This is a genomic window from Dyella sp. AD56, from assembly GCF_002878475.1.
Classification (GTDB): Bacteria; Pseudomonadota; Gammaproteobacteria; order Xanthomonadales; family Rhodanobacteraceae; genus Dyella.
Genome location: NZ_NRDP01000012.1, coordinates 62,584 through 88,049 on the forward strand (window position 1 = coordinate 62,584; position 25,466 = coordinate 88,049).

The 25,466-nt window shown below is 62.5% G+C and carries 22 protein-coding genes and 3 tRNA genes; 20 read left to right on the forward strand and 5 right to left on the reverse strand.

Annotation, left to right across the window (positions count from 1 at the left end):
• Positions 1-116: 116 nt before the first annotated feature.
• Positions 117-932, forward strand: coding sequence for a pyruvate, water dikinase regulatory protein (locus tag DyAD56_RS10195; RefSeq protein ID WP_102302660.1), 816 nt, complete (start codon positions 117-119; stop codon positions 930-932).
• Positions 933-948: 16 nt separating this feature from the next.
• Positions 949-1,437, forward strand: coding sequence for a DUF1249 domain-containing protein (locus DyAD56_RS10200; RefSeq protein WP_102302661.1), 489 nt, complete (start codon positions 949-951; stop codon positions 1,435-1,437).
• 134 nt (positions 1,438-1,571) lie between these two features.
• On the opposite strand, the gene DyAD56_RS10205 is transcribed toward DyAD56_RS10200, so the two are convergent.
• The 3 genes from DyAD56_RS10205 to DyAD56_RS10215 all read right to left on the reverse strand — a co-directional run bounded on the left by DyAD56_RS10205 (position 1,572) and on the right by DyAD56_RS10215 (position 1,898).
• Positions 1,572-1,648 (reverse strand) — tRNA-Asp (locus DyAD56_RS10205).
• Positions 1,649-1,735: 87 nt separating this feature from the next.
• Positions 1,736-1,811 (reverse strand) — tRNA-Glu (locus tag DyAD56_RS10210).
• An 11-nt stretch (positions 1,812-1,822) separates the two neighbouring features.
• Positions 1,823-1,898 (reverse strand) — tRNA-Ala (locus DyAD56_RS10215).
• 242 nt (positions 1,899-2,140) lie between these two features.
• Between DyAD56_RS10215 and DyAD56_RS10220 the strand changes: the two genes are divergently transcribed.
• The 5 genes from DyAD56_RS10220 (at position 2,141) to DyAD56_RS10240 (ending at position 7,271) form a co-directional block, all read left to right on the forward strand.
• On the forward strand, positions 2,141-3,910 hold the full coding sequence (locus tag DyAD56_RS10220) for a cation:proton antiporter (RefSeq protein WP_102302662.1): 1,770 nt from the start codon (positions 2,141-2,143) through the stop codon (positions 3,908-3,910).
• 212 nt (positions 3,911-4,122) lie between these two features.
• Positions 4,123-4,896, forward strand: coding sequence for an FKBP-type peptidyl-prolyl cis-trans isomerase (locus DyAD56_RS10225; protein ID WP_102302663.1), 774 nt, complete (start codon positions 4,123-4,125; stop codon positions 4,894-4,896).
• Positions 4,897-5,068: 172 nt separating this feature from the next.
• Positions 5,069-6,406, forward strand: coding sequence for a UDP-glucose/GDP-mannose dehydrogenase family protein (locus DyAD56_RS10230; RefSeq protein WP_102302664.1), 1,338 nt, complete (start codon positions 5,069-5,071; stop codon positions 6,404-6,406).
• Between the two features lie 2 nt (positions 6,407-6,408).
• A complete protein-coding gene (locus DyAD56_RS10235) occupies positions 6,409-6,627 on the forward strand; it encodes a SlyX family protein (protein WP_199045968.1) in 219 nt (72 codons plus the stop codon).
• A 44-nt stretch (positions 6,628-6,671) separates the two neighbouring features.
• Positions 6,672-7,271, forward strand: coding sequence for a DUF2058 family protein (locus tag DyAD56_RS10240; RefSeq protein WP_102302666.1), 600 nt, complete (start codon positions 6,672-6,674; stop codon positions 7,269-7,271).
• A gap of 74 nt (positions 7,272-7,345) precedes the next feature.
• Here the strand turns inward: DyAD56_RS10240 and DyAD56_RS10245 are convergent, their stop codons facing one another.
• A complete protein-coding gene (locus tag DyAD56_RS10245) occupies positions 7,346-9,445 on the reverse strand; it encodes a 3-hydroxyacyl-CoA dehydrogenase NAD-binding domain-containing protein (protein ID WP_102302732.1) in 2,100 nt (699 codons plus the stop codon).
• A gap of 204 nt (positions 9,446-9,649) precedes the next feature.
• On the opposite strand from DyAD56_RS10245, the gene DyAD56_RS10250 reads away from it, so the two are divergent.
• The 11 genes from DyAD56_RS10250 (at position 9,650) to recO (ending at position 21,843) form a co-directional block, all read left to right on the forward strand.
• On the forward strand, positions 9,650-10,150 hold the full coding sequence (locus DyAD56_RS10250; protein WP_102302667.1) for a hypothetical protein: 501 nt from the start codon (positions 9,650-9,652) through the stop codon (positions 10,148-10,150).
• Between the two features lies 1 nt (position 10,151).
• Positions 10,152-12,710 carry a bifunctional diguanylate cyclase/phosphodiesterase gene (locus DyAD56_RS10255; protein ID WP_102302668.1) on the forward strand — a complete coding sequence of 853 codons (2,559 nt, stop codon included), beginning with the start codon at positions 10,152-10,154 and terminating at the stop codon, positions 12,708-12,710.
• A 272-nt stretch (positions 12,711-12,982) separates the two neighbouring features.
• A complete protein-coding gene (gene rpoE / locus DyAD56_RS10260) occupies positions 12,983-13,579 on the forward strand; it encodes an RNA polymerase sigma factor RpoE (RefSeq protein WP_199178941.1) in 597 nt (198 codons plus the stop codon).
• Positions 13,576-14,229 carry a sigma-E factor negative regulatory protein gene (locus DyAD56_RS10265; RefSeq protein ID WP_102302670.1) on the forward strand — a complete coding sequence of 218 codons (654 nt, stop codon included), beginning with the start codon at positions 13,576-13,578 and terminating at the stop codon, positions 14,227-14,229. The genes rpoE and DyAD56_RS10265 overlap by 4 nt, the downstream gene beginning before the upstream one ends.
• Positions 14,230-14,339: 110 nt before the next feature.
• Positions 14,340-15,833 (forward strand): DegQ family serine endoprotease, encoded by a 1,494-nt coding sequence (locus DyAD56_RS10270; RefSeq protein WP_102302671.1) that lies wholly within the window; start codon positions 14,340-14,342, stop codon positions 15,831-15,833.
• Positions 15,834-16,131: 298 nt separating this feature from the next.
• Positions 16,132-17,922, forward strand: a complete 1,791-nt coding sequence (lepA, locus tag DyAD56_RS10275; RefSeq protein WP_102302672.1) for a translation elongation factor 4 — start codon at positions 16,132-16,134, stop codon at positions 17,920-17,922.
• Between the two features lie 101 nt (positions 17,923-18,023).
• Entirely contained in the window at positions 18,024-18,926 is a 903-nt protein-coding gene (lepB, locus tag DyAD56_RS10280; RefSeq protein WP_102302673.1) for a signal peptidase I, read from the forward strand.
• 144 nt (positions 18,927-19,070) lie between these two features.
• A complete protein-coding gene (locus DyAD56_RS10285) occupies positions 19,071-19,448 on the forward strand; it encodes a DUF4845 domain-containing protein (protein ID WP_102302674.1) in 378 nt (125 codons plus the stop codon).
• Positions 19,449-19,463: 15 nt separating this feature from the next.
• Complete coding sequence (gene rnc / locus DyAD56_RS10290) at positions 19,464-20,120, forward strand: ribonuclease III (protein WP_102302675.1); 657 nt, start codon at positions 19,464-19,466, stop codon at positions 20,118-20,120.
• Positions 20,117-21,058, forward strand: a complete 942-nt coding sequence (gene era / locus DyAD56_RS10295) for a GTPase Era (protein ID WP_102302676.1) — start codon at positions 20,117-20,119, stop codon at positions 21,056-21,058. The genes rnc and era overlap by 4 nt, the downstream gene beginning before the upstream one ends.
• A 74-nt stretch (positions 21,059-21,132) precedes the next feature.
• Positions 21,133-21,843 carry a DNA repair protein RecO gene (recO, locus tag DyAD56_RS10300; protein ID WP_102302677.1) on the forward strand — a complete coding sequence of 237 codons (711 nt, stop codon included), beginning with the start codon at positions 21,133-21,135 and terminating at the stop codon, positions 21,841-21,843.
• Between the two features lie 9 nt (positions 21,844-21,852).
• Here the strand turns inward: recO and DyAD56_RS10305 are convergent, their stop codons facing one another.
• A complete protein-coding gene (locus DyAD56_RS10305) occupies positions 21,853-22,608 on the reverse strand; it encodes a response regulator (protein ID WP_233202372.1) in 756 nt (251 codons plus the stop codon).
• A gap of 44 nt (positions 22,609-22,652) precedes the next feature.
• On the opposite strand from DyAD56_RS10305, the gene DyAD56_RS10310 reads away from it, so the two are divergent.
• Together DyAD56_RS10310 and DyAD56_RS10315 are read left to right on the forward strand one after the other, a co-directional pair.
• Positions 22,653-24,674: a DUF748 domain-containing protein gene (locus tag DyAD56_RS10310; protein WP_102302679.1), complete on the forward strand. Its 2,022-nt coding sequence runs from the start codon at positions 22,653-22,655 to the stop codon at positions 24,672-24,674.
• Positions 24,675-24,733: 59 nt separating this feature from the next.
• A complete protein-coding gene (locus DyAD56_RS10315) occupies positions 24,734-25,339 on the forward strand; it encodes a YdbL family protein (RefSeq protein WP_102302680.1) in 606 nt (201 codons plus the stop codon).
• The last annotated feature ends 127 nt before the right edge of the window (positions 25,340-25,466 follow it).

Here is a 25,466-nt window from a genome sequence, read left to right on the forward strand (position 1 = left end):
ATTCGGGCGAAAACAAGCGCCAACGCAATACCAGTCAGCTGTGAGTCAAGCAAAGACAGGCTTTTCACCTTGCGCTAAGGTGATGGTCAAGAACCACCAGGGACTTTGGATTAGCCATGCAGCGAACCGTTTTTTATATCTCTGATTCCACTGGTATTACGGCGGAAACGATCGGCAACAGTATTTTGGCCCAGTTTGAGGGCGTGCAGTTCGACAAGCACCGCTTGCCGTTCATCGACGACGCCCAAAAAGCCGAGGCGGCGGCACTGCGCATCAAGACCCGTTATGCGCAAACCGGCGAGCGTCCCATCGTGGTCAACACCATGGCGTCGCGCGAGCTGTGCGAGATCGTGGCCGAGAGCGGCGGACTGATGCTGGACGTGTTCGCGCCATTCATCGGTCCGCTGGAAGAGGAGCTGGGCGCCAAGCGTTCCGGTGCGGTGAATCGCTCGCACGGCTTGGTGGACTTCGACAAATACGAGGCTCGCATTAACGCTACGAACTATGCGTTGTCACACGACGACGGTATAGACGTGGACTATGCTCAGGCCGACCTGATCCTGGTGGGGGTGTCGCGCTCCGGCAAGACGCCAACATGCCTCTACATGGCCTTGCATTACGGTGTCAGCGCCGCCAATTACCCCCTGACTGACGACGACCTCGACAAGCTAGAACTGCCGGCGCGCCTGCGCCCGTATAAGGATCGGCTGTTTGGTCTCACCATCGACCCCATGCGGTTGGCGCAGATTCGCGAACAGCGGCGTGCCGGCAGCCGTTATGCGACGCTGGAGCAGTGTCGCTGGGAGTTGGCGCAGGCCGAGAAGCTGATGCGTCGCGAAAGCATTCCCAGTCTCAACACCACGCACGTGTCCATCGAAGAGATTGCCAGCAAGATCTTTGACCGCTTCGGTATCGAGCGGACCATGTTCTGAGGAGTTTCTGCCGCCCATGAGTGCCGTATTAGACAGTCGCCAAGCCTTGTTGCCCGGACGTTTCGGCTTCCTGATGGGGCTTTACGCCGAGAACTATCATCGGCTGGTGCGGCTGTTTATGCCGCAGGAGCTACCGCCGGGGTTCTATCTATCCAGCGTGGATGATGGCCTTGATGTGCGTTTGCAGGTGCAGGAGCGGCACCCGTACACGTTGGAGCTCGAGCTCACCTACAACTTTGTCGATGCGCACACGGGTCAGCCGTCGCCGTCGGCGCAGTTGCGCATGTACACCGACGCCCATGTGGCCGAGGCCTTGCATTGCCATCCGGGCCGCCATTTGTGGCAGGTGCTCGGCCCGTTTCCGCCGGCCCACACGGTGCTACAGCATCGTTTGCGGATGAATGGGTTTCTTTCCCGCTGGCTGGAATATCTGGCAGAGCAGGGGCATTCGAAGGGGACGCTGGAGCGGCTGGAGGATCATCGCTCGCCGGATGAGACTCTGTAGGCGCGCACCCTGTGTGCGGCTGCGGAAGTCCGTAGTCATCGCTTTGTTGGCAGGTCGCACACAGAGTGCGCTCCTACAGCGATAGGCAAAATTCAGACAACAAAAAACCCGCCAATGGCGGGCTCTTCGTAAAGTGGCGGAGCGGACGGGACTCGAACCCGCGACCTCCGGCGTGACAGGCCAGCATTCTAACCGACTGAACTACCGCTCCACATTTTTACTTCTTCCAGTACTACACCAACAGATTTCATCCTTGACCACTCTTAAGGTTACGCCGGAAACCGGTTTGCCGTTAGAGTGGCGTCCCCACGGGGATTCGAACCCCGGTCGCCACCGTGAAAGGGTGATGTCCTAGGCCTCTAGACGATGGGGACGTATCTAATTTTGGTGGAGCCAGGCGGGATCGAACCGCCGACCTCCTGCATGCCATGCAGGCGCTCTCCCAGCTGAGCTATGGCCCCGAAGTGCCTCTGGAAGCCCGAAAGAATAGATAGGGTTGGCTATTTCGTCAAGCATTCGTTGTGAATTTCTTTCAACTTTTTTTCACGAATGAATCACAACAAATAGTTACGGGCGTTTTGATGCGGCGCCGTCAATGCAGCAAAACGCCGTTGTGGTGAGGGAATGATCACAGGCGTCATGTAGGGCTGTTCATCTCGCCCGTGGTTGTTAGTCTTGCGGGACGTTCTTGCGGATTTCTCTGATGCACGATTTGCACTTTATCCAGGACCTCGCGACCGTCATGTTGATCGCGGGCCTGACGACGGTGATCTTCCAACGGCTGCGTCAGCCAGTCGTACTCGGATACATCATCGCCGGCGTGCTGGTCGGCCCTTATACGTTTCCCGTGGTCTTCATCCACGACGAGCAGACGATCCGTACGCTCTCCGAGTTGGGCATGATCCTGCTGCTGTTTGCTTTGGGGCTGGAATTCAGCCTGAAGAAGCTCCGCGAAGTTGGCGGCGCGGCGCTGGTGGCGGCCCTGTGCGAAATCGTGCTGATGGTCTGGCTTGGTTACGAGATAGGGCGCTTCTTTGGCTGGACTTCCATGGATGCGCTGTTCCTTGGCGCCATGCTGTCCATGTCGTCGACGACCATCATCATGAAGGCGCTGGATGGCCTGAACCTCAAGCGCGAGCGTTTCGCGCAGCTGATGTTCGGCATCCTCATCATTGAGGACGTCATCGCCATTGTGCTCATGGCGTTGCTGACGGGTATTGCGAGCACTGGCGGCTTGGAGGCGGCCGAAGCGGCAGCAGCGGTGGGGCGGCTTACGCTTTTCATGGCGGTGTCACTGGTCGTCGGGTTGCTGCTGGTGCCTCGCGTGGTCGACTACATCGCGCGCGTGAGTCGCGACGATGTGCTGCTGGTTGCGGTGCTTGGTCTGTGCTTCGGCTTTTGCCTGCTGGTGACCGAGATGGGCTACAGCGTGGCCCTGGGCGCCTTCATGATCGGCGCCATCGTAGGTGAGTCGCAGAGCGTGATGCGGATCGAGCGCATCATCGGACCAGTGCGCGATATGTTCAGTGCCATCTTCTTCGTTGCCATCGGCATGTTGATCGACCCGGCGATGCTCAAGCTGTACTGGTTGCCGATCCTGGTCGTTACCGTCGTAGTGGTAGTGGGCAAGGTAATCACGTGCAGCTTCGGAACCTTCATCGCCGGCAATGATGGACGCACGTCGCTGCGTGTAGGCATGGGGTTAGCGCAGATTGGTGAGTTTTCGTTCGTCATCGCGTCGCTAGGGCTGACGCTGAAAGTCACCAGCAGTTTCCTCTACCCAGTGGCGGTGGCTGTGTCGGCCATAACGACCTTCCTCACACCGTACCTCATCCGTGCCTCAGATCCGCTGGCCGACGTGCTCACGCGGCGCCTGCCTGGCGGCCTTACCAGTCTTCTGAGCGCCTACACGGACTGGATGGGCAATGTGAGTCTGGGCGGGCAGGGGGCTATCGTGGCCAAGATGATCCGCCGCCTTGTCTGGCACGTGATCATCAACATGATGCTGGTGGTGGCCGCTTTCCTGATCATGTCTTACCTGTATCGCCGTGGCTTTTTCCACTGGGATTTCCTTGCGGATAGCCCTCAGGTAAAGCGCAGCCTGGCGTGGTCCATCGCCGCTCTGATCTCACTGCCGATGATCGTGGCGGCGTATCGCAAGGCATCGGCCCTCGGCATGTTGCTGGCGGAACTGAGTATTCCCGAACGCATCGGTGGCGCCTACAACATGCGTATCCGTGGCGTGCTGGCGCGCTTCATTCCGCTGGCGACCATGTGGATACTGGGCCTGCTGGTGGCGGCGCTGGCGTCGACTATTCTGCCGCCACGCGAGGTTGCCATTGTCCTAGTGCTTGTTTTGCTGTTGCTGGCATGGCTGTTGTGGCGTGGTCTGGTGCAGGTGCATGCCCGTTTGCAGGCTGCTTTGCGCGATACGCTTGATAAGCCCGGGCGTTCGGACGACGGACATTCCTGATCAGGGTGTCGGCGCGTTAGCCGACTCGGCGTGCAGGATTCGTAAAAATCCGCGTTTTTGACAAGAAGCGTGAACTTTTAATCACGACTGACGGTCAGACGCCCCACATCGTTGCCAAGACTCAGCAAGCACCGCACAATGCGAGGCCTGCCTCCATCGGGGGGGCTTTGAGTCCGGTAGCGCCGGTACATCCAAATACGAGGGAGTTCCACATGAAGCATTTTCTGCGTCCCACGCTGACGGCGGCCGCGCTCGCTGTTGCACTGGGCATGACCGCTGGCGTGCACGCACAGGCCGCGAAGTCCGCCGCCCCCGCGACGGCCGCCCCGGCTGCGGTCGATAAGACCAAGGCCAGCTACGTGGTCGGTTGGGACCTGGCGAGCTCGCTGCCGCCGCTGGTCCGCGAAGAAGTGGATCCGGCCACCGTGGCTCGTGCGCTGCAGTCCGCGCTGTCGGGTCAGAAGCCGACCATGAGCGAAGCCGAAGCCAAGCAGGTCCGTGACGCATTCGTTGCCAACCTGCAGGCGAAGGCGAAGGCCGAGTACACCCAGGTCGCCTCCAAGAACCAGACGGAAGGCGCTGCTTACCTGGCCAAGAACAAGTCCGCTCCGGGTGTGAAGACCACCGCTTCGGGTCTGCAGTACCAGGTGATCAGCCAGGGTACCGGCGCCCGCCCGGGTCCGAACGACACCGTGCAGGTGAACTATGTCGGCACGTTCGTCAGCGGCGAAACGTTTGACGATTCGTCCAAGCACGATCCGGCAGGCCCGGCCTCGATCCCGCTCGCTGGCGTGATCCCGGGCTTCCGCGAAGGTCTGCAGCTGATGCAGGTCGGCGGTCACTATAAGTTCTTCATTCCGTCGAACATCGCCTACGGTGCGCAGCCGCAGAACGGCTTCCCGCCGAACGCGACGATCATCTTCGACGTTACCTTGGTCAAGACCGGGCCGACGGCTGCTGGCGATCAGGCTGGCGGCGCGAAGTAATCATCGCGCGGAACAGCTCTTTAGAAGCATGCACGGGGCGCGAAGCGATTCGCGCCCCGTTCTTTTTTAAGGGCGCAGCCGGTGTTGCGGGCGAGGGCTGTTTCTCCTGCCGTCCGATGCCATATCCAGCCTGATAGAATTACGGGCCTCGCCTCTTGGAGTTTTCGCGACAATGAAGGTCACGATCTTCGGTACCGGCTATGTAGGTCTGGTCACCGGTGCCTGTCTGGCAGAGATGGGCAACCATGTGGTCTGCGTCGACATCGATGTGGCCAAGGTGGAGCGTCTGAAGAAAGGCGACATCCCGATCTACGAGCCGGGTTTGGAACCCATCGTCAAGCGTAACCACGCCAGCGGACAGTTGGACTTCACGACCGATCCGGCCCCGGCCATCGCCCATGGGCAAGTGGTCTTCATTGCCGTGGGTACGCCGCCGGATGAAGACGGCAGTGCCGACCTAAGGTATGTGCTCGGTGTGGCACGAACCATTGGCCAGCACATGGACCGCTACACGGTGGTGGTGAACAAGTCGACCGTGCCCGTCGGCACCGCCGACCGCGTGCGCGAAGCGATCGCCAGCGAGCTGATCCAGCGCGGCGTCGCCGTCGATTTCGACGTGGTGTCCAATCCGGAATTTCTGAAGGAAGGCGACGCCGTGGAGGATTGCCTGCGTCCCGATCGCATCATTATCGGCAGCTCCAGCGAGCGTGCCATCGGCGTACTCCGCAAGCTCTACGCGCCGTTCAACCGCAACCACGATCGCACCGTGGTGATGGACGAGCGTTCGGCCGAGCTGACCAAGTACGCGGCCAACGCGATGCTGGCCACCAAGATCAGTTTCATGAACGAGATCGCCAATATCGCCGAGCGCGTGGGTGCGGACGTGGAGCTGGTGCGGCAGGGCATTGGCTCGGATCCGCGCATCGGCTACCACTTTATCTATCCCGGCGCCGGTTACGGTGGTTCGTGTTTCCCCAAGGACGTGCAGGCACTGGAGCGTACAGCGCGCGGCGTTGGCTATCAGGCCCGTCTGCTCGGTGCGGTGGAGGCAGTGAATCACGATCAGAAGACCAAGCTGTTCGATTTGATCTCGCGTCATTTCGATGGACAGCTTGCCGGCAAGACGATTGCGCTGTGGGGCCTGGCCTTCAAGCCGAACACTGACGACATGCGTGAAGCCTCCAGTCGCAACCTGATGGAAGCGCTATGGAATGCTGGCGCCAAGGTGCGGGCTTTTGATCCCGAAGCACGCCATGAAACGCATCGCATCTACGGCGACCGCGACGATCTTGCACTTTGCGACAGTGCCTACCAGGCACTCGATGGTGCGGACGTACTTGCCATCGTCACCGAATGGAAGGCGTTTCGCAGCCCGGATTTCGCGCGTATCCGCGGCTTGCTCGCCGAGCCGGCGCTGTTCGACGGCCGCAATTTGTATGACCCCGGGGCAGTGGAAGAGGCGGGGCTGGCGTATTACGGTATCGGTCGCGGCCGCAGTCTGAGGCAGTGAGCATGGCGGACGATTCCTTGCAGCAGCGTCTGACGGAGCTTGAAGTCCGGCTCACCTTTGTCGACGATACGGTGAACGCGTTGGCTTCCGCCGATGCCGAGCTGTCGATGCGCCTGGCGGCGCTGGAAGATGTCATCCGCGGATTGCGCAGCGAGCTGTCGTCGCTGCGCACGTCGCAGGGGCATGATCCGCACAGTGAGCCACCGCCGCCGCATTATTGATTGTTACCCTTTTCGTTTCAGTACGACGCAAGCGAGTTTCAACCATGGCCGAATCCCTGCGCGATCAACTGCTCAAGAGCGGTATCGTCAAACAGGTCCGTGAAGAGAAGCGTCCGTCGGCGCCACAGGGGGGCAAGTCCTTCCCGCCGCGCCACGGTGGTTCGCCGTCCAAGGGCGGTAAACCCGGACAACACAACAAGCCGCACGGCAAGCCTTCGGGCGGCAAGAGTCAGGAAGAGATAGACCTGGCCAAGGCTTATGCGATCCGCGCGCAAACCGAAGCCAATGAACGAAAGCGCGCCGAGCAGGCAGCTGCTGAAGAGGCGCGTCTGCGTCGCGAGCGCAAGCTGAAGATCCAGCAGTTGCTGGAGGGCAAGGTGTTGAACAGGGCGGATGTCGAGCACGTTCGCCATTTCGAGTACGGCGGAAAGATCCGTCGCGTGCACGTCGACGCTGACCAGCTCAAGGCGATCAATGCCGGCGAGCTTGCCGTCATCCAGCAGCAGGGGCGTTATCTCGTGGTGACTCGCGAGCTGGCCGAGCAGGTCAAGGTAATCGACGTCCATCAGGTCGCCCTGCTGGTGGAGCCGGGCAGCGAAGGTAGTGTTGGCGAAGATGGTGTCCCGGACGACTTGATGTGGTGATTCCGGCACGTTGATTGCGCCAAGAAAAACGCCCGGCTATGCCGGGCGTTTTGCGTTGTGATGACGGATCGAGATCAGGCGTCGGTATCGACACCCTGCGCATCGTCAGCCGGCAGGTCGAAGCCGGTCTTGGTAAGCGTTGGCAAATCCCAGCCGCTCTTTGGCGTGAAACGTTCGCCGTAGCGTTGTGCGAGGCGTTCCAGTTTGCCCTTGATGACAGTGGCGCCTTCGCTGCGCACGTATTGGATCGGGCCGCCACGGAACGGCGCGAAACCGGTGCCAAAGATCACGCCTGCATCGAGCAGGTCGGCGTCATCCACGACGTGCTCGGCAAGGCAGGCGACAGCCTCGTTGACCATGGGGAGGATCATGCGGTCCTGAAGGTCTGCAGGCACGGCATAGTCGGGGTCGACTTCCGGTTTCTGCGGCTTGCCGTCCTGCCACACATAGATGCCCTGGCCGTCCTTCTTTCCGCGCTTACCGGCGGCGAGTTTGTCCTCAAGGCCGGGCGGAAGCTCCAGGCCCAGGAAAGGAGCCAGCTCCTTGCCGACCGAGGCGCACACATCCAGGCCCACGGTGTCGGCCAGTTCGATCGGCCCCATGGGCATGCCGAACTTTTTGGCCTCCTTGTCGAGCACGGGGCCCGGCACACCTTCGCTGTAGAGGCGCATGGCTTCCAGCAGGTAGGGCATCAGGATGCGATTGACAAGGAAACCCGGCGTTCCCTTGACCGCAACCGGCAGTTTGCCGATGGCTTTGCAGAAGGCCAGGGCGCGTTTCTCTGCGTTGGCATCCAATTGGTCATGACGCACCACTTCTACCAGCGGCATCTGCGCGACAGGGTTGAAGAAGTGCAGGCCGAGAAAGCGCTCGGGTGCCTTCAGGCCGACACGGAGCTCATCCAGCGGAATGCTGGATGTATTAGTGGCGAGTAGTTCATTGGACTGGAACTGCGGCTCGATGATTGCGTACAAAGCTCTTTTCGCTTCGGCATTCTCGAAGATTGCCTCGATGGCAAGATCGGCGTTGGCCACGCCTTTGCCTTCGACATCCGCGCGCAGGCGTCGCACGGTGGCTTCGACCTTATCGGCGGTCTTGAGCTTCTTTTCGTAGAGCTGGCGGGCGCGATCCAGCGCAGGCTGGATGAACTTCATCTCGCGGTCTTGCAGCGTCACCTCGAAGCCCTTGAACGCCGCCCAGGCAGCGATGTCGCCGCCCATCACGCCGGCACCCACGACGTGCACATGTTTGATGCCGTGATCGATGTCGCTGCCTTGTCCCTTCAGGCGCTCCTGAAGGAAGAAAATGCGGATCAGGTTCTGCGCCGTTGGGGTTTCGGCCAGCTTGGCCACCGAACGCGCTTCGAGCTTCAGTCGCTGCTGGATGCTGGCGCCGCCGCGCTTCCATACATCGATCAGCGCAAAGGGGGCCGGGTAGTGTTCTTTGCGTACCTTGGCGGCCGTCTGCTTGATGACCATCGGCGCGAGGATCTGCCGCGCCAGCCAGGTATTGGTAGCCCATGCCTTCGTGCGCTGGGCAAGTGGGCGTACATGCGGACGACGCAGCAGGGCGCGCGCCTCGGCCAGCAGCTCGGCCGGTGGCGCAAGGCGGTCGATGACGCCCAATGACAACGCGCGCTTGGCCGACAAGGCCTTACCCGTCAGCATGACGGGCAAGGCTTCGGTGGCGCCGATCAAACGTGGCAGTCGGGCTGTGCCACCCCAACCGGGATGGATGCCCAGCATCACTTCGGGAAGGCCGATGCGGGTCTTCTCATCGTCTGCGGCAATGCGTTGGCGACAAGCCAGGATCAGCTCCGTGCCGCCGCCCATGCAGGCGCCGTGGATGGCCGCGACCGTAGGGCAGGGTAGGCGGGCCAGCGATTCGTACACGCGCTGGCCGTTTTCGATGTTCTCCAGCACCGTGCCGTGTTGGGCATAGGTGACGAATTCCTTGATGTCGGCGCCGACGGCAAAGCCGAAGGGCTTGGCCGAATGGATCAGGACGCCGGCAGGCTTCTCAATGGCGAGTCGTTCGACGATCTGCCCCAGTTCGTCCAGCACCTCGCGGGAGATGGCATTGACGTTGCTGCCAGCGCGGTCGAGTGACAGGGTGACGATGCCGCTGTCATCCAGGCTCGTCTTCCAATGATTGAAGCGCAATCCTTCGAACATGGGGGTAAAGAATGTGGCCATGAAGCCTTGCACCATACCCTCCCGTAGCGAGGATTGCGAGACGCTGCGGGGCGGGCTACTGGCATGAATGAACGACCCGTAAAAACGCGAGCTGTGCGCTGCCGCATGAAATGCGCAGCGGTTTCCGGCAAGGCTTGATTACTCCCTATGCGAAGCGCTCTTGAGCACGTAATTTAGACCGGCATGAATACGTCCATCGCCACTCCCGTCAGTCCTGCCCATGCGGGTGCAGAGGTCCTCGAGCGCATCCTGGCCGCGCGGGGCAGCTTGATCGCGCTCGACGGTGGCGAAACGGCCGGCCTGGTCGGCCAATTGCGCCCTCTGGTCCGGCGCAGCGGACAGGCTGTTTACCTGTGGAATCCTGAGCTCGGCCTAGGCAATCTGCGCGAAGAGCATGTCGCGCTGCCCGGATCCCAGCGCCTCAACATTGCCTTGCGGTACATGCTCCAGAGCAACCATTTCGGTGTCTATTTCCTCCAGCGGCTGCCGCTGCCACTCCCTATGGCCGATGCCACTTTGTTGCGTCAGTTAGCGCGCGCCGCGACGGGGCATGTGCGCCGCGTGGTATTGCTCGACCCGCCGGAGGCGCTGGTGGCGAGTTTCAACGACGTGTTGGTGCGCCTGAGTTGCCAGTCCAAGCCAGCACAGCGTCCGCGCTTGCGCGACGGTCGTTGGATGCTCTGATATGGCGAGTCCTGCAGGCATACTCGTCGTTGCGGCACAGCGTGAGCTGCGTCGCGCCCTGTTCGATGCGTTCGATCGTGACGGGCATTTCGTGGTGCATTCCGCGCGTGACGCTACACATGCGGGCATCCTGCTGGAAGGTCGGGCGCCGCTGGCGTTAATCGTCATGGTTTTCGAGGGCGATGGTCGCGAGGCCATGGCCGGTATCGAGGTGTTGCGCGGCATGCCGGCCTGCGTCGGCGCGCCCATACTTGCCGTGCTTGATGATGGCGCCGTGCTGAAGCCGAACGTGCTGCCGGCAGGTGTCGCGGACTGGCTGTACGCCTCGCAGATCGAGCACGAACTGCTCTCGCGCTGGCAGCGCGTGCATCGCATGGCGGTGCGCCAGGGTGGTGCGGAGAGCGGCTCGGCCTCCGGAGACAGTGACTACCGGTTTGCCTTTGAAGAGATCGATGCCGAGTGGCTGATCGTCGACCCGGCGCGGGGGCTGCTCTTCGATTACAGCCCCACGGTTGCGCGCAACAGCGGGTTGGGCGATCACGAATTGCGCGGGCGTCCCGTCAAAGAACTGCTGGCGTTCACCGACACGACAGTGGAGCAGGTGATTGCCGAAGGTTCGCGCCAATGGCATTCGGGGCGGCGGCGTTCCTCGCGCGGAGCGGACTCTGGTGAGGTGAGTGCGCGCGCCGTGCGACACGCGGGCCGTGACGCGGTCGCCTTGATGTTCCGTAGCGATCGCGCGGGCGCGCGCGCTGAGGTGGCTCTGGCCTTACTTGCCCGCATGTTTGCTTCCGGCGGGGGTGACGAAGGGATAGCCGAGGCGGCGCGCTTGTTGTACGAGGAGGTGGGGCTGGACTATGTGGCCGTGTGGTCGGCCCGCCCCGATGAGGGCGGCGCACCCATACAGCTCGTGCAGCACTGGCGTGGCGACGAACAGCTTTGGCCCGGGCCGCATCTGCAAAGCTCGCTGCGACTGGTGCTCTCTGGTCAGGCCATGCTGCACCAGGCCGACGCGGCACGCCTGGCGCCGATGGATCCCTTACTTGCCCAGCTGGGCCTGGCCGGCTTCGCCGGATGGCCCTTGCAGGATGAGCGCCGCACCGTACTGGGGGCCTTGCTGATAGGCACCCGCCAGCCATTGCCATCGCTGGCGATCGTGCAGCCGGTATTGCGCGTCGCAGCGTCGCGCTTCGCCCACGCCTTGGAATTGCGCCACACGCGCGAGCAGGGGCGTGCTGAGGGCCTGCTCGATGCACTGACGGGGCTGCCGAATCGCCTGCTTTTCAATGATCGCCTCGATACCGTGATGCGGGAGGCCAACCGCACCGGCGAATGCTTCGCGCTGCTGTTCGTCGACCTTGACCGCTTCAAGACCATCAACGACACCCTCGGCCATGCCGTGGGCGATCAGGTGTTGCTTACCACCACGCAGCGGTTGCGCAGCACCGTGCGCGCGTCCGACACCGTGGCCCGCTACGCGGGTGATGAGTTCGTGGTGATCCTCCGACACATCGTGAAGAACGAGGATGTGCTGCGCATTGCCGAAAAGATCGTGCAGGTGATGGGTGCGCCATTACGCATCGATGACGGCACGGAGCTGCAGGTGACGGCGTCCATCGGTGTGAGCTTCTTCCCGGACGACGCACCGGATGCCGATACCCTGCTCAAGCACGCGGATGAGGCCATGTATGCCGCCAAGAGTCTGGGTCGCAACAACTATCAGATCTTCGAGGGCAGTGCCGAGCAGTCGCAGCAACAGAATCTCGCGTTGAAATCCGGCTTGCGGCATGCCGAGCATAAGGGTGAGCTGCGCGTGTTCTACCAGCCGCAGGTGGATGCGGTCACGGAGGACATCGTGGGCATGGAGGCGCTGGTGCGCTGGGAGCACCCGGAGCTTGGCTTTATTGGCCCGGGCTTCTTCATTCCGCTGGCGGAGGAAACGGGTCTGATCGTTTCCATCGGCGAGTGGGTGCTGCGTGCGGCCTGCCGGCACGCGCAGGAATGGGAGCGTCGCTTCGGTCTGGGCCTGCGCCTTGGCGTGAACCTGTCGGCGGTGCAGCTCATGCAGCCCAACCTGTTGGAGATCGTGGTGGCGGCCCTGGACGAAAGCGGGCTGGACGCCAATCTGCTGGAAATGGAGATCACCGAGAGCATCAGCATCAAGGCGGCGCCGAATCTGGTGGAGAACCTGCAGGGTTTGCATCGCCTGGGCGTGCGCATCGCTATCGACGACTTCGGCACCGGCGCTGCTTCTTTGGACTACCTGCGCAAGCTGCCCGCCGACCGCATCAAGATCGACCAGAGTTTCGTGAAGAACATCGGCGTCGATCCCGACGACGAGGCCATCGTCCGCGCCACCATCGAGATGGCGCATCGCCTCAAGCGGGGCGTGGTGGCCGAGGGTGTGGAGACGGAGCAGCATATGGAGTTCCTGCGCGCCAATCATTGCGACGAACTACAGGGCTACCTGTTCTGTCGCCCGCTGCCTCAGCCGGTCTTCGAAAAGCTGTTGCTGGAGCGCCAGCGCCTGCTCGCCGGGGTGGGCGAAACCGCCGCCTGACTTGCAAGGCGCGCGCCGAGCCCCATACTTCAGGCAAGGGCGCTTGAGGCGTCCATGGGCCGTGCCCCTTGGGGTGGTGGCGGCCTGTTCGCCATAACGGGTGCTCCGTAGGCGCGCCCGTGCGTTTCCATCATCGGTAACGCCACGGGCGCACTTGCCGTCCCGGGATGAAGCTTGCTGAACTAGAGCGCTTGGTTCTTGTCTGAGCAGTCCGCTTCCATCCTCAAGACAGCCCGGGGCGCTTGGCAGCATCGACGAAGGAGATGGCCCGGATGGGCGAAAATGAACTGGACAGTGCGCTGGTCGAGCGCGTCCAACAGGGTGACAAGCGGGCCTTCGATGTATTGGTGCGCAAGTACCAGCACAAGGTGATCGGCTTGGTTTCCCGGTATGTGAAGAACTACGCCGAGTGCGAGGACGTGGCCCAGGAGGCATTCATTCGTGCCTGGAGGGCCATTGCGTCCTTCCGTGGCGAGAGTGCTTTCTATACCTGGCTGTACAAAATTGCCGTGAACACGGCAAAGAACCATCTGGTAGCCCTAGGGCGTCGCCCGCCGGCCGACGACATCGCCATTGACGATGCCGCTTTTCTGCCCGGCGCGGACCGCATGCACGAGAGCGCCACCCCCGAGCGCGAGCTCATGCGACAGGAAATTGAACAAACGGTGTTTTCCACTGTCCAAGCGCTGCCTGAGGAATTGCGGACCGCGATCACCCTGCGTGAAGTGGACGGCCTCAGCTACGAGGAAATCGCCGAGGCGATGGGTTGTCCGATCGGTACGGTTCGTTCACGTATTTTTCGGGCGCGCGAAGCTATCGATGAAAAGTTGCGGCCGCTATTGTCTGACCGCGAGGACAAGACCCCATGACTGATAATCAACGCGAAAACCTTTCTGCCGGCATGGACGGCGAGCTGTCGAAGGAAGAATTGCGCTTCCTCTTGCGACGGCTCGACCACGAAATGCCGCTCCAGCAGGCTTGGTCGCGCTATCACATAGCCCGGGATGGCCTGCGTCGTGAGCTGTCCCCGCTGGCCTCGGACGGTTTTGCCGCCCGAGTGATGCTGGCCATCGAACAAGACGGCGTGGCAGCACAGCAGGGCAAGCGTCGCCATTGGCTGCATTGGTCGGCAGGTGGCGCCATCGCCGCCGGCGTGGCCGTGGCCGCTCTGATGGTGGCGCAGCCGGCCGGGCAGGGGGCGGATCACCTCTCCCCTCAGGTGGCATCGACACCGTCGACGACGACCATGGAGACCAGTACCGCTCAGGCTGCGCGCTCGGATTCCCCGGCCGTGGCCCCCCCGGGGCTGAACGTCTACTCGGAGGTCCCCTACAAGATCAGCCAGCAGGCCTCGGCCACGGTGGATGGCGACAACAGCAACACCCTGCTGTACTCCCGCAACAGCCTGACGCCCTATCGGGTGGCACGCTATCCCGCCGTGAGCAATGGCGATGGCAGCTACCTGATTCTGGTTCATCCGGACCAGCAGCAGCCTGCCCAGGCGGCGGGTCCGCAGTAACCGGCGGCCGTGTGTACACCGCCACGGCCTGATCGTTTCCCTTTTATCTGACCGAATCTGTCCGCATTGCGGACCGGTTCGGTGTGCCTGAAACGCCGAAGGAGACGTGCATGAACCGACTTGCTCTGCGAACGCTGTCTTGCGTTGTGGTCATGAGTTTGGCGCTGGCTGGCGGCGTACAGGCCCAAGCCGCGGCGCCCGCGCTATCAGGGTTGCCCGATTTCACCGGCATCGTGCAGAAGAACGCGCCTGCCGTCGTGCACGTCGAGGCTAAATACAGCGGCAAGAAGCAGGTCAAGGGTCGCTCGGGTGCGCGCAGCATGCCGGGGGCGCCGGGCGATGACGACAGCGACGATCCGTCGATGGAGATGTTCCGTCGCTTCTTCGGCATGCCGATGATGCCGTCGCCGGAGGAGCAGGCGCGCACCTCGCTGGGCTCCGGTTTCATCATTTCGCCGGACGGCTATGTCCTCACCAATACGCATGTAGTGGATGGTGCTGACACAGTCACCGTTCGCCTGCAGGATCGTCGCGTGCTCACCGCCAAGGTCGTGGGCAGTGATCCGCAATACGACATCGCGCTACTGAAGGTCGATGCGAAAGCGGCGCTGCCCGCCGTCAGCATCGGTGACTCGCGCTCCCTCAAGCCGGGACAGTGGGTGCTGGCGATCGGCTCGCCGTTTGGCTTTGACTACACGGTAACCCAGGGCATCGTGAGTGCCGTGGGGCGCAACCTGGGCAGTCAGGATCAGCCGTACACGTCGTTCATTCAGACTGACGTGCCGATCAATCGCGGTAATTCCGGCGGTCCGCTGTTCGATCTGCAGGGGCGCGTCGTCGGCGTCAATTCGCAGATCTACTCCAACACGGGCGGTTACCAGGGCGTGGCCTTCTCCATCCCGATCGATGTGGCCATGAACGTGGTCAAGCAGATCAAGGACAAGGGCTATGTGTCGCGCGGGCAGCTTGGCGTGATGGTCCAGCAGGTCACCGACGACATGGTCAAGGCACTCAAGCTGGACAATGCCAGTGGCGCGGCGGTAACCCAGGTGAACAAGGGCAGTGCGGCGGAAAAGGCCGGTATTCGACCGGGTGACGTGATCCTTACCTACAACGGCCAAAGCATCAATTCGAGCGCGGATCTACCACCCTTGGTGGGTCAGACGCCTCCGGGCACCAAGGCCACGATCGAGATCCTGCGAGACGGTAAGAAAGAGAGCGTGCCAGTTATGGTGGCTGAAATGCCACGTGACAAGAATGCCGTAGCAGCCTCTGGCGACGCAGACCAACCTGCGGCCCGTGCCGGTGTCAGCGCGCTTGGCTTGGCGGTTCAGGAGCTGGACAGCGATAGCCGTCAGCAACTGGGCCTCAAGGCGGGCGAAGGCGTAGGCATCAGTAATGTCACCGGCCCCGCGGCGACTCGCGCCGGGTTGCAGCCAGGTGATGTGATTCTCATGGTCAACCAGAAGAAGATTGGCAGCGTTTCTGCATTCCGAGACGCCACGAAGGACGCAAAGGCCGGTGACACCGTGCTTCTGCTGGTCCGCCATGGCGATCAGAGTGGTTTCATCGGGCTTACCGTGCCCGGTGGCAAGGACGAATGAGGTCGTGGTTCGCGGCGAATGGCAGCGCAGCGGGCCGTGACTTTGTCGTAACCCGGTCGTTCAACGCGACCGGGGCCGGGGCGATGGGCGCTTGGGCTACCGTCGCTCCGGATGCAGGGAGGGTCGCGTGACGCCCCCTTATCGGGGCGTTCCGATCCCGCCAGCCACCGTGGGTGGCTAACTTTTCAGGGTGCCCGAAGGCCCCTCGTTCCATGCGATAATGCTGGGTTCGTACGACCATCCCGGTCTTGCGCTGCCTGCGAGTACCGCAGGTCAGTGAACGCCTCTAGCGTGCTCCATGGAACTGATCCGAAACTTCTCCATCATCGCCCACATCGATCACGGCAAGTCCACGCTTGCCGATCGCATCATCCAGATCTGCGGCGGACTGACTGAGCGCGAGATGGAGGCGCAGGTGCTCGACAATAATCCGATCGAGCGCGAGCGCGGTATCACCATCAAGGCGCAGTCCGTCTCATTGCCGTACACGGCGCGGGACGGCAAGACCTACCAGCTCAACTTCATCGATACCCCCGGTCACGTCGACTTCTCCTATGAAGTCAGCCGCTCGCTGGCTGCCTGTGAGGGCGCGTTGCTGGTGGTGGACGCCGCCCAGGGTGTGGAGGCGCAATCCGTCGCCAACTGCTACACCGCCGTGGAGATGGGCCTGGAAGTGGTGCCCGTCCTCAATAAGATCGACCTGCCGACGGCCGACCCGGAAAAGGTGAAGGGCGAAATCGAAGCCGTCATCGGTATCGATGCCGATGACGCCGTTGCAGTGAGCGCCAAGACCGGCCAGAACGTGATCGAAGTGCTCGAGGCCATCGTTGCGCGCATTCCGCCGCCGAAGGTGGGTGATACCGATCGCCTGCAGGCGTTGATCATCGATTCGTGGTTCGACAACTACCTCGGCGTCGTCTCGCTGGTGCGTGTGGTGCAGGGTGAGATCAAGCCTGGCGACAAGCTGCTGGTGATGTCCACCGGCCGTGCGCATGAAGTCAGCGAAGTAGGCGTGTTCACGCCCAAGCGCAAGAAGCTCGAAAAGCTCTCGTCGGGCGAAGTGGGCTGGATCACCGCATCGATCAAGGATGTGCATGGCGCCCCCGTCGGCGACACGCTGACACTCGCCGCCAAGCCCGCCGACAAGCCGCTGTCGGGCTTCCAGACCATGCAGCCGCGCGTGTTCGCCGGCCTGTTCCCGGTCTCCGCTGACGACTATCCGGCCCTGCGCGAGGCGCTCGACAAGTTGCGCCTCAACGATGCAGCTCTGTTCTTCGAACCCGAAAGCTCCGAGGCCATGGGCTTCGGCTTCCGCTGCGGCTTCCTTGGCATGCTGCACATGGAAATCGTGCAGGAGCGCCTGGAGCGTGAGTACGATCTCGATTTGATCACCACCGCACCCACCGTGGTGTACGAGGTGCTCAGGAGCGATGGCTCGATACTGATGCTGGACAACCCGGCCAAGCTGCCGCCCGCGCATCTGATGCAGGAAATCCGCGAGCCGATCATCGTCGCGAATATCCTCACACCGCCGGATTACATCGGCAACGTCATCACGCTGTGCGAAGAGAAGCGTGGCGTGCAGCGTTCCATTCAGTACCTCGCCACGCAGGTGCAGATCACTTACGAAATGCCGTTGGCCGAAGTGGTGCTCGATTTCTTCGATCGCTTGAAGTCAGTGTCGCGCGGTTACGCCTCGATGGACTACCACTTCGAGCGCTTCGAGGCCGGTCCGTTCGTGCGTGTGGATGTGCTGATCAATGGCGACCGCGTGGATGCGCTCAGCCTGATCGTGCACCGTGTCCACGCCGAGCGTCGCGGCCGTGACCTGGTTGAGCGCATGAAGGACCTGATCCCGCGCCAGCAGTTCGACGTGGCCATCCAGGCCGCCATCGGCGCCCAGATCGTCGCCCGTTCCACCGTGAAGGCTTTGCGTAAGAACGTGTTGGCCAAGTGCTACGGCGGCGACGTGAGCCGAAAGAAGAAGCTGCTGGAGAAGCAGAAGGAAGGCAAGAAGCGCATGAAGCAGGTAGGCCGCGTGGAGATTCCGCAGGAAGCCTTCCTTGCCGTGCTCAAGGTGGACAAGTAAAGCCGGTCCCGGAAAAGTAGCGGACAGGGCAGGTATTCCGCTGCCTTTTCCGATACGGTTTGACTGCAGCAACCCCGTTCCCTGCTCCTGAGGAGCTTTCAATGGATTTTGATTTCTCGGCGATTCTGCTTGGCCTCACCGTGTTGTTCGGTGTCATATGGGGCCTGGACCGCCTGTTCTTCTATAAGCAGCGCAAGGCCAAAGCAGAGGCTTCGGGCAAGGACATGCACGAGCCGGTCGCGGTTGACTGGGCCCGCTCGTTGTTCCCGGTGGTGCTGGTGGTATTGGTGCTGCGTTCGTTCGTGGCCGAGCCGTTCCGCATTCCGTCCGGTTCGATGATGCCGACGCTGGATGTTGGCGACTTCATCCTGGTGAACAAGTTTGCCTACGGCCTGCGCATGCCGGCCTTCAACAACAAGTTTGTGAGCCTGGGCGAGCCCAAGCGTGGCGACGTGGTGGTATTCCGCTTTCCCGGTTATTTGTGCGAGGACGGCGGCAAGTTGGTGCGCAGCGGTGACCAGAGTTGCGTGGACCCGCATGCACCGGTGCCCAACCAGAACTGGATCAAGCGAGTGATCGGCCTGCCGGGTGACCGGGTGGAAATGCACGGCGACCAGCTGATCGTGAATGGCCAGCCGGTAGCCGCTGATCTGGTCGGTCCGTACGAGGGCGACCCCAAGCGCGCCGAATCCCGTCTGATGCTGGAAATGGGTGCCACTGTGTGGAACGAGCACCTGCCCAACGGCGAAGGTGGCGTGGTGAACCATCTCACCGCGCGCATGCCCAACTATGCCGTGCCACCGCCGTTGCCGAATCCGCACGTGCCGCTGGTGGTGCCGCAGGGCTGCTACCTGGCGATGGGCGACAATCGTTACAACAGCACGGACAGCCGCTGGTGGGGTTGTCTGCCGGAGCAGAATCTCGCCGGCAAGGCGTTCCTGATCTGGCTCAGCTGGACTGGTTCGGGTGTCGCGTTCCATCGCATGGGTACGGTCATTCACTAAAAGCGTGACGGCCATGGGCATGCGCCCGGTGACGTCCTTGCGGACTTGGCGCGACAATGGGCGCGCCAAGTCGCTGCCGGAGCGTCTCGGTGGCGCCATGCCAGTCAGCCGGAAATCGCCGCAAGGCGGCATAGCGAGGGGACTATGAAATCGAAGCAGACGGGCATCACCCTGATGGGGTTTCTTATCGTGCTCATGGTGGTGAGCTTTTTTGGCTATATGGCGATGAAGCTGGTGCCTGCCTATACAGAGTTCATGGGCGTGAGCAAGGCCATGGGCCAGTTGGCGTCGGAAGGCACGGCCAGGACGCCCGGAGAGGTTAAGAGCGCCTTGATGAAGAAGCTGGATTTCCAGTACGTAAGTGATGACACCATTACGCCACAGGACATCAGCTTCAAGCGCAACGGCAACGCAACGCAGCTGAGCGTTAGCTACGACAAGCGTATTCCCTTTATGTACAACGTCGACTTCCTGGTGCACTTCGAAAAGAGCGTAGAGTTGCAGGGCAATGTCGACGGTTAAGCACAGGCTCTGGATTTGACCAAGCTCGACTATCGATTTCTTGACCCCTCTCTTGCGCAGCTGGCACTGACTCATCGCAGTGCCGGTCGGCCGAACAATGAGAGGATGGAATTCCTCGGTGACGCCCTGTTGGGCGTCGTCGTGGCCGAACTGCTGTACGAAGCCCATCCCAACGCCAGCGAGGGCGAGATGTCCCGGTTGCGGGCGCAGTTGGTAAATGGCCAGGCGTTGGCGGTCATCGCCCGGGAGCTGGAGCTGGGTGACGAGCTGAAACTTGGCTCTGGCGAATTGAAGAGCGGTGGTTTTCGCCGCGAGTCCATCCTGGCTGACGCCTTTGAGGCGCTGATAGCCGCGGTGTATCTCGACGCCGGGTTCGATGCCTGCCGCACGGTGGTGCGCGGGCTGTTCGAGCCATTGGTGGCGGCCATTCCGCGGTCCTCCAAGGACGCCAAGACGCGCCTGCAGGAGCTCTTACAGGCGCGCGGCTGGCCCTTGCCGCAGTACGATCTGATCGACAGCCATGGCGAAGACCACGCCAAGACTTTTGACGTGTCCTGCGAAATCAACGAACCCGCGCAGATTCGCGCCGATGGGCGCGGCACCAGTCGCCGAGCCGCCGAACAGGACGCTGCCGAAACCGTGCTGCGCCGATTGCAGGAACTGAATTCATGAATGACAACGACCAACTCAATCTCGGCGCACCGGCCGAACTTCCGCACGACGATTTCCGCTGCGGCACCGTAGCCCTGGCTGGCCGCCCCAATGTGGGCAAGTCGACTCTGCTCAATGCATTGATCGGCTTCCGCCTGTCCATCGTGAGCCCGCGCCCGCAGACGACACGCCACCGCATCCTGGGTATCGCCACCAGCGAGGCGGGGCAGATCATGTATGTGGATACCCCGGGCCTGCATCGCGGTGCCAAGCGCGCCATGAACCGTAGCCTGAATCGGGCGGCACGCTCGGCCATCAGTGAAGTCGACGTGGTTGTGCAGGTGATCGAGGCTGGCCGCTGGACTGACGAAGATGAAGCGCTCTACGACGCACTCGTCGAGCAGAAGGTGCCGCGCCTGCTGGTGATCAACAAGGTCGACCTCGCGAAAGACAAGTCGACCATGCTTCCGTTTGTGGCCGAGCTGATGACTCGCCACAGCTTCGATGACATTTACTATGTCAGCGCCCTCAAGGAAAAGGGCCTCAAGGAACTGGAGGCTGGCATCCTCAAGCGCTTGCCGGTGCAACCGCCGGTATACGGTGAGGATGAGGTCACCGATCGCAGCGAGCGCTTCCTGGCCGCGGAGATGGTGCGCGAACAGTTGATGCTCCGGTTGGATCAGGAGCTTCCCTACGCCACTACGGTAGAGATCGAGCAGTTCAAGGACCGCGAGGACGGTGTCGCGGAGATCCACGCCATCATCTGGGTCGAACGCGACGGTCAGAAAGCCATTGTGATCGGCAACGGTGGTGCTCAACTCAAGGCCATCGGCACGTCGGCGCGTCGTCACATGGAGCGAGCCTTCGAGCGCAAGGTGTTCCTGCGCCTTTGGGTGAAGGTGCGCGAAGGCTGGGTCGACGACGAGACCATGCTGAAGAAGTTCGGTTACACGGATTGATCGCGCCTGCGCCAGGCGGGCCGGCGAAACCTCCACTCGCGACAACGGAATGACCTGGGCGCGCCGCTCACGCCATGCGCATCGAACAGCAACCGGCATACGTTCTTCACTCGCGGCCCTACCGTGAGACGTCGCTGCTGCTCGAGTGCCTGACGAGAGAGCACGGGCGGCTTGGGGTGGTTGCGCGCGGGGTGAGGCGCGAACGTGCGCGGCTGCAGCGCGCGCAGTTGGAGCCTTTCCAGCGCTTGTCGCTGGACCTGATGTTGCGTGGCGAGCTGGCGACACTGCAGTCGGCCGAGGGTGTAGGGGCGCCGCTGCGCCTGGTAGGGGATGCGGGGCTCGCCGGCCTCTATCTCAACGAATTGTCGGTCCGGCTAACCGGGCGGGAGGACCCGTTGCCCGAGCTGTTCGATGCTTATGCCCGCACTTTGCCGCGCCTCGCCCAGGGCGAACCATTGGCCTGGAGCCTGAGGCGTTTCGAGCGCGACCTGTTGGAAGCGGTAGGTTACGCACTTCAGTTGGAGTTCGAAGCGGAGTCGGGTGAGCCTGTGGAGCCTGCGCAGCACTATCGCTACGTGGTCGAGCAAGGGCCGGCGCCGTGTCGTCCAGGTACGCCCCATGCGTTGCGAGGCGCCGACCTGCTCGCGCTGGTCGCCGACGTGATGCCGGATGCTGCCGGCTTGTCGGCGTTGCGGGTCATGATGCGGGAGGTGATCCGTTTCCATCTGGGAGGCGGCGAGCTGCGCGCGTGGCACGTGCTCGGCGCCGCGATGTCGCGCCGCTAAGTCCGGCTCTTAGGCCGGATCTTCGGCAGCCAGCGCCTCAATGGTGGCCAGCAGGGAGCGACGGAAGCGCGACAGCGGCACGGATGTCCCCGAGTGCCCGAGCTTCAGGTGACGCTGCAACACGGTCGTCTGCATGCCCAGGGCCGCTGCGCCGCAGAAGCCGCAGGACGAACGCAGTCGATGCAGGCGGTCAGCCAGCGCCTCGGGGTTGTTCGCAAGGGCGTCGAGATCCTGGTAAAGGCCGGTCAACTCCACGCGCAAGAGTGTGCGCATAGCCTTTACCACGTCCGCATCGCCCATGGTGGCGATCGCCTGTGCGTCATCCAGCAGCGGCGAGGCGGTCGCGCCCGCTTGCACCAGGGCCAGGATGCGGCGCAGGTCCGCCAGGTTGCAGGGCTTCTGCAGGACTTCGCTGAACTCGGAGGACAGCAGGCGTTGCCGTTCCTTCACGTCCATTTCGGCGCTGGTCGCGACGGCGGTGCAGTCGCTGGAACGTGCGTCTGGATCGCTACGGAGTGCGGCGAGTACTTCTTCCGCGCCAGCGCCGGGCATCCGGCAGTCCAGCAGAAGCAGGTCGAAGGCCTCCTGGCGGGCGATGGCGATGGCTGAGGGGCCGTCATGGCAGGCCTGGGCGTCCAGGCCAAGGCTGCGCAAGGCTTCCACCAGGAAAAACCGGCTGCTCGGGTCGTCGTCGGCCACCAAAGCGCGGACCGCGTCGGGCATGCCCCGATGGCCCGTGGGGGTATTGGAAGACGGGTGTTGCATGACGTGTCCATGTCGTTCAGCTGATTTTGGCAGAATGGCGCGTCATGCGTGCCAACTCAAGCCACCTGTTGCTCAGCCTGCTCATCCTTTTTGGGGTGGGCTTGTCGTTGCCGGTCCGCGCGGACGTGGCGCTGGGCGCCAAGACGGTGACCGTGCCCGGCCTCAAAATGCAGGGCGTGCAATCGCGGATCGGTGAGGACGGGCAGGGCGGGCTCAAGCTTGGTCTGAAGGCCGCCAAGGCCGATGTCCCGTCGATGGGTTGGAAACGCATTGGTGTGGATCTGCAGGGCACTCTGCAGCGAGACACCCACATGCGTTGGTTGTTTGATGGCGTCGCCCAGTTGTCTGGTGCTCAAGGCGGTGCGCTGAGTAATGCCAAGGTGTCGATGGTGATCGACGAGGCCGCCAACACGCTGGAGATCGATATATCGCAGGGCGCTATCCAGGCCAGCACCGCTCTTCCGCTCGACCAGCCCACCCATGCCCAGATCAGCCTCAAGGGTGTGCCGCTTGCTTGGCTGCAAGGCGTGCTCAGCACGGTGTGGTCGGGCCGCGTCACCGGCGGCAAGCTCGATGCAGACATGGCGCTGGATCTGCAGGACAAGGGGTTGCAGGCCTCTGGACAGTTCGCGCTGAGCGGTGGTGGCTTTGACACGCCCGGCGGTGCATTGGCGGGGCAATCGGTCAATGGCAACGGGCGTCTCAATATCGATACGACCAGCGCGCCGTCTCGCATCGATCTCGATGCGGGTTTGCGCGGTGGCGAGTTGTTGCTCGGCCCCATTTTCGCCCGGCTACCGGATCACACGGTTCAGTTGAGTCTCGCTGCGGCGATACGAAATGGCGCCGTCGATTTCAACCGCCTGCGCGTGGCGGATGCCGACGCGCTGCAACTGGAAGGCTCGATGGCCTTCAATGCGAAGGGCGACCTCCAGCAGCTCAAGCTCGATCGCTTGCAGTCGCGCTTCCCTGCCGCCTACCAGCGCTACGGCCAGGCGTGGCTCACCACGCTGGGTTTACGCGATGTGCGTATCGAAGGTCAGTTGAGCGGCAACCTGGATCTCGGTGCGGATGGCCTGCGCAGTTTCGCCTTTGATACCGACGGGCTCGATGTCGCGGATGGAGAGGGACGCCTGGGCGTGAAGGGGCTGCGCGGCGGTCTCGACTGGAATGCCAATGCCGATCGACCGGCGACCACGCTGAGCTGGCAGGCCCTGCAGGTCTATCGCATGCCGCATGGCGCGGCGCAGACGCGCTGGCAGAGCCGGAGCGGCGCGCTTAGCCTGCAACACTCGGTCGACATCCCTCTGCTCAATGGCCGTGTGCACGTGGGCGACCTGGAATGGCGTCCGGCGGCGTCCAAGGGGCGTCGACTGGAAACGTCGCTGGCTTTCGCGGGCATCGACATGGCGGCGTTCTCGCGTGCCATGGGGTGGCCGGAGTTCCCCGGCACCCTGGGTGGCGCCATTCCTGCCTTGCGTTGGGTTGATGATCGCTTTGAGCTCGAGGGTGGCCTCTCGATCAATGTGTTCGACGGCTTCGTCGATATCACGCGCCTGACATTGCAGAGTCCTTTCGGCCCCAGCCCCGTGCTGACCAGTGACGTGCAACTGCGCCAGCTTGATCTTGGCGCGATGACCAGCGTGTTCGATTTCGGCAACATCACCGGCCGCATGGACGGCTCCATCAACGAGCTACGCTTGGTGAATTGGAATCCAGTGGCTTTCAAGGCCAACCTGCTCGCCGGCAGTGGCGGTCGCATCAGTCAGCGCGCCGTGAACAACCTCACCAGTGTCGGTGGCGGTGGCGCGGCGGCGGGTTTGCAGGGCGCTGTTCTCAAGCTCTTCAAGACGTTCGGTTACAAGCGCATCGGCCTCAATTGCACCCTGCAGGCCTCCGTGTGCCGTATGGGCGGTCTCGATGACGACGCCGACGGCTACACTATCGTCGAGGGCAGCGGACTGCCGCGCCTGCAGGTGATCGGTCACCAGACCCAGGTCGATTGGCCGACCCTCGTTCGCCGGTTGAAAGCCGCCATTGAAGGCAACGGACCGGAAGTCCACTAGGGACGCCCTGAGTCGAATCAGGTGCCTCCAGCCACACCCCATCCCCGAAGGAGTCGAAGATGCGCAAGCTCGTCTATGGATTGCTGACCATGCTGTTGGTCGCATTGGTGGGGTGCGTCACCATCAACGTGTATTTCCCTGAGGCGGCGGCTCAGAAAGCGGCCGACCAGTTCATCGGCACCGTGTTGGACAATGCGGCGCCTTCGTCGCCCGCCAGGAGCAATGAGTCTGCCCCGCCGGTGAAGAAGAGCGGGCAACCGTCCGCCATGCTGCTGGATCTGCTGATTCCAGCCGCCTATGCGGCCGACGCGCCGAACCTGCTTATCCAGACCGCGACAACGGATGCCATTCACGGGCGCATGCAGGCGCGCTTCCGCGACACCCTGACACCTTTGTTCAACAGTGGCGCGGTGGGTTTCACGCAGGATGGCCTGGTGGCGGTGCGTGACGCCGGCAAGGTGCCACTGGATCAGCGTGCCGGGGTGAGCGCTTCGGTGGCCGACGAGAACCGGGATCGCAACGCCCTGTATCGCGAAGTGGCCAATGCCAACAATCACCCCGAATGGGAATCGCAAATCCGCGCCACGTTTGCCAAGGGTTGGATCGAGCGGGCGCGTGCGGGCTGGTATTATCAGGATGCCTCGGGCGCCTGGAAGCAGAAGTAAGCCGTACGCCCACCCCTGGCCCGTTCATGGTTCCGCCGCGATGCGGGCCAACAACCGGGCACCAGCCCGATCACCGCGCCCGGGTCCCCATGATCCGGGCGTGCGCGTTTCTGGAAGACAGCACTCA

Coding starts and splice junctions, on each gene's coding strand:
- DyAD56_RS10285 (WP_102302674.1), top strand. CDS start 19,071: ATGAAATCGAAGCAGACGGGCATCACCCTGATGGGGTTTCTTATCGTG.
- DyAD56_RS10310 (WP_102302679.1), top strand. CDS start 22,653: ATGCGTGCCAACTCAAGCCACCTGTTGCTCAGCCTGCTCATCCTTTTT.
- rpoE (WP_199178941.1), top strand. CDS start 12,983: ATGGGCGAAAATGAACTGGACAGTGCGCTGGTCGAGCGCGTCCAACAG.
- recO (WP_102302677.1), top strand. CDS start 21,133: ATGCGCATCGAACAGCAACCGGCATACGTTCTTCACTCGCGGCCCTAC.
- DyAD56_RS10225 (WP_102302663.1), top strand. CDS start 4,123: ATGAAGCATTTTCTGCGTCCCACGCTGACGGCGGCCGCGCTCGCTGTT.
- DyAD56_RS10305 (WP_233202372.1), bottom strand. CDS start 22,608: ATGCAACACCCGTCTTCCAATACCCCCACGGGCCATCGGGGCATGCCC.
- DyAD56_RS10255 (WP_102302668.1), top strand. CDS start 10,152: ATGGCGAGTCCTGCAGGCATACTCGTCGTTGCGGCACAGCGTGAGCTG.
- DyAD56_RS10245 (WP_102302732.1), bottom strand. CDS start 9,445: ATGTTCGAAGGATTGCGCTTCAATCATTGGAAGACGAGCCTGGATGAC.
- DyAD56_RS10235 (WP_199045968.1), top strand. CDS start 6,409: ATGGCGGACGATTCCTTGCAGCAGCGTCTGACGGAGCTTGAAGTCCGG.
- DyAD56_RS10240 (WP_102302666.1), top strand. CDS start 6,672: ATGGCCGAATCCCTGCGCGATCAACTGCTCAAGAGCGGTATCGTCAAA.
- DyAD56_RS10265 (WP_102302670.1), top strand. CDS start 13,576: ATGACTGATAATCAACGCGAAAACCTTTCTGCCGGCATGGACGGCGAG.
- DyAD56_RS10230 (WP_102302664.1), top strand. CDS start 5,069: ATGAAGGTCACGATCTTCGGTACCGGCTATGTAGGTCTGGTCACCGGT.
- DyAD56_RS10195 (WP_102302660.1), top strand. CDS start 117: ATGCAGCGAACCGTTTTTTATATCTCTGATTCCACTGGTATTACGGCG.
- DyAD56_RS10220 (WP_102302662.1), top strand. CDS start 2,141: ATGCACGATTTGCACTTTATCCAGGACCTCGCGACCGTCATGTTGATC.
- DyAD56_RS10250 (WP_102302667.1), top strand. CDS start 9,650: ATGAATACGTCCATCGCCACTCCCGTCAGTCCTGCCCATGCGGGTGCA.
- era (WP_102302676.1), top strand. CDS start 20,117: ATGAATGACAACGACCAACTCAATCTCGGCGCACCGGCCGAACTTCCG.
- DyAD56_RS10270 (WP_102302671.1), top strand. CDS start 14,340: ATGAACCGACTTGCTCTGCGAACGCTGTCTTGCGTTGTGGTCATGAGT.
- DyAD56_RS10200 (WP_102302661.1), top strand. CDS start 949: ATGAGTGCCGTATTAGACAGTCGCCAAGCCTTGTTGCCCGGACGTTTC.
- DyAD56_RS10315 (WP_102302680.1), top strand. CDS start 24,734: ATGCGCAAGCTCGTCTATGGATTGCTGACCATGCTGTTGGTCGCATTG.
- lepB (WP_102302673.1), top strand. CDS start 18,024: ATGGATTTTGATTTCTCGGCGATTCTGCTTGGCCTCACCGTGTTGTTC.
- lepA (WP_102302672.1), top strand. CDS start 16,132: ATGGAACTGATCCGAAACTTCTCCATCATCGCCCACATCGATCACGGC.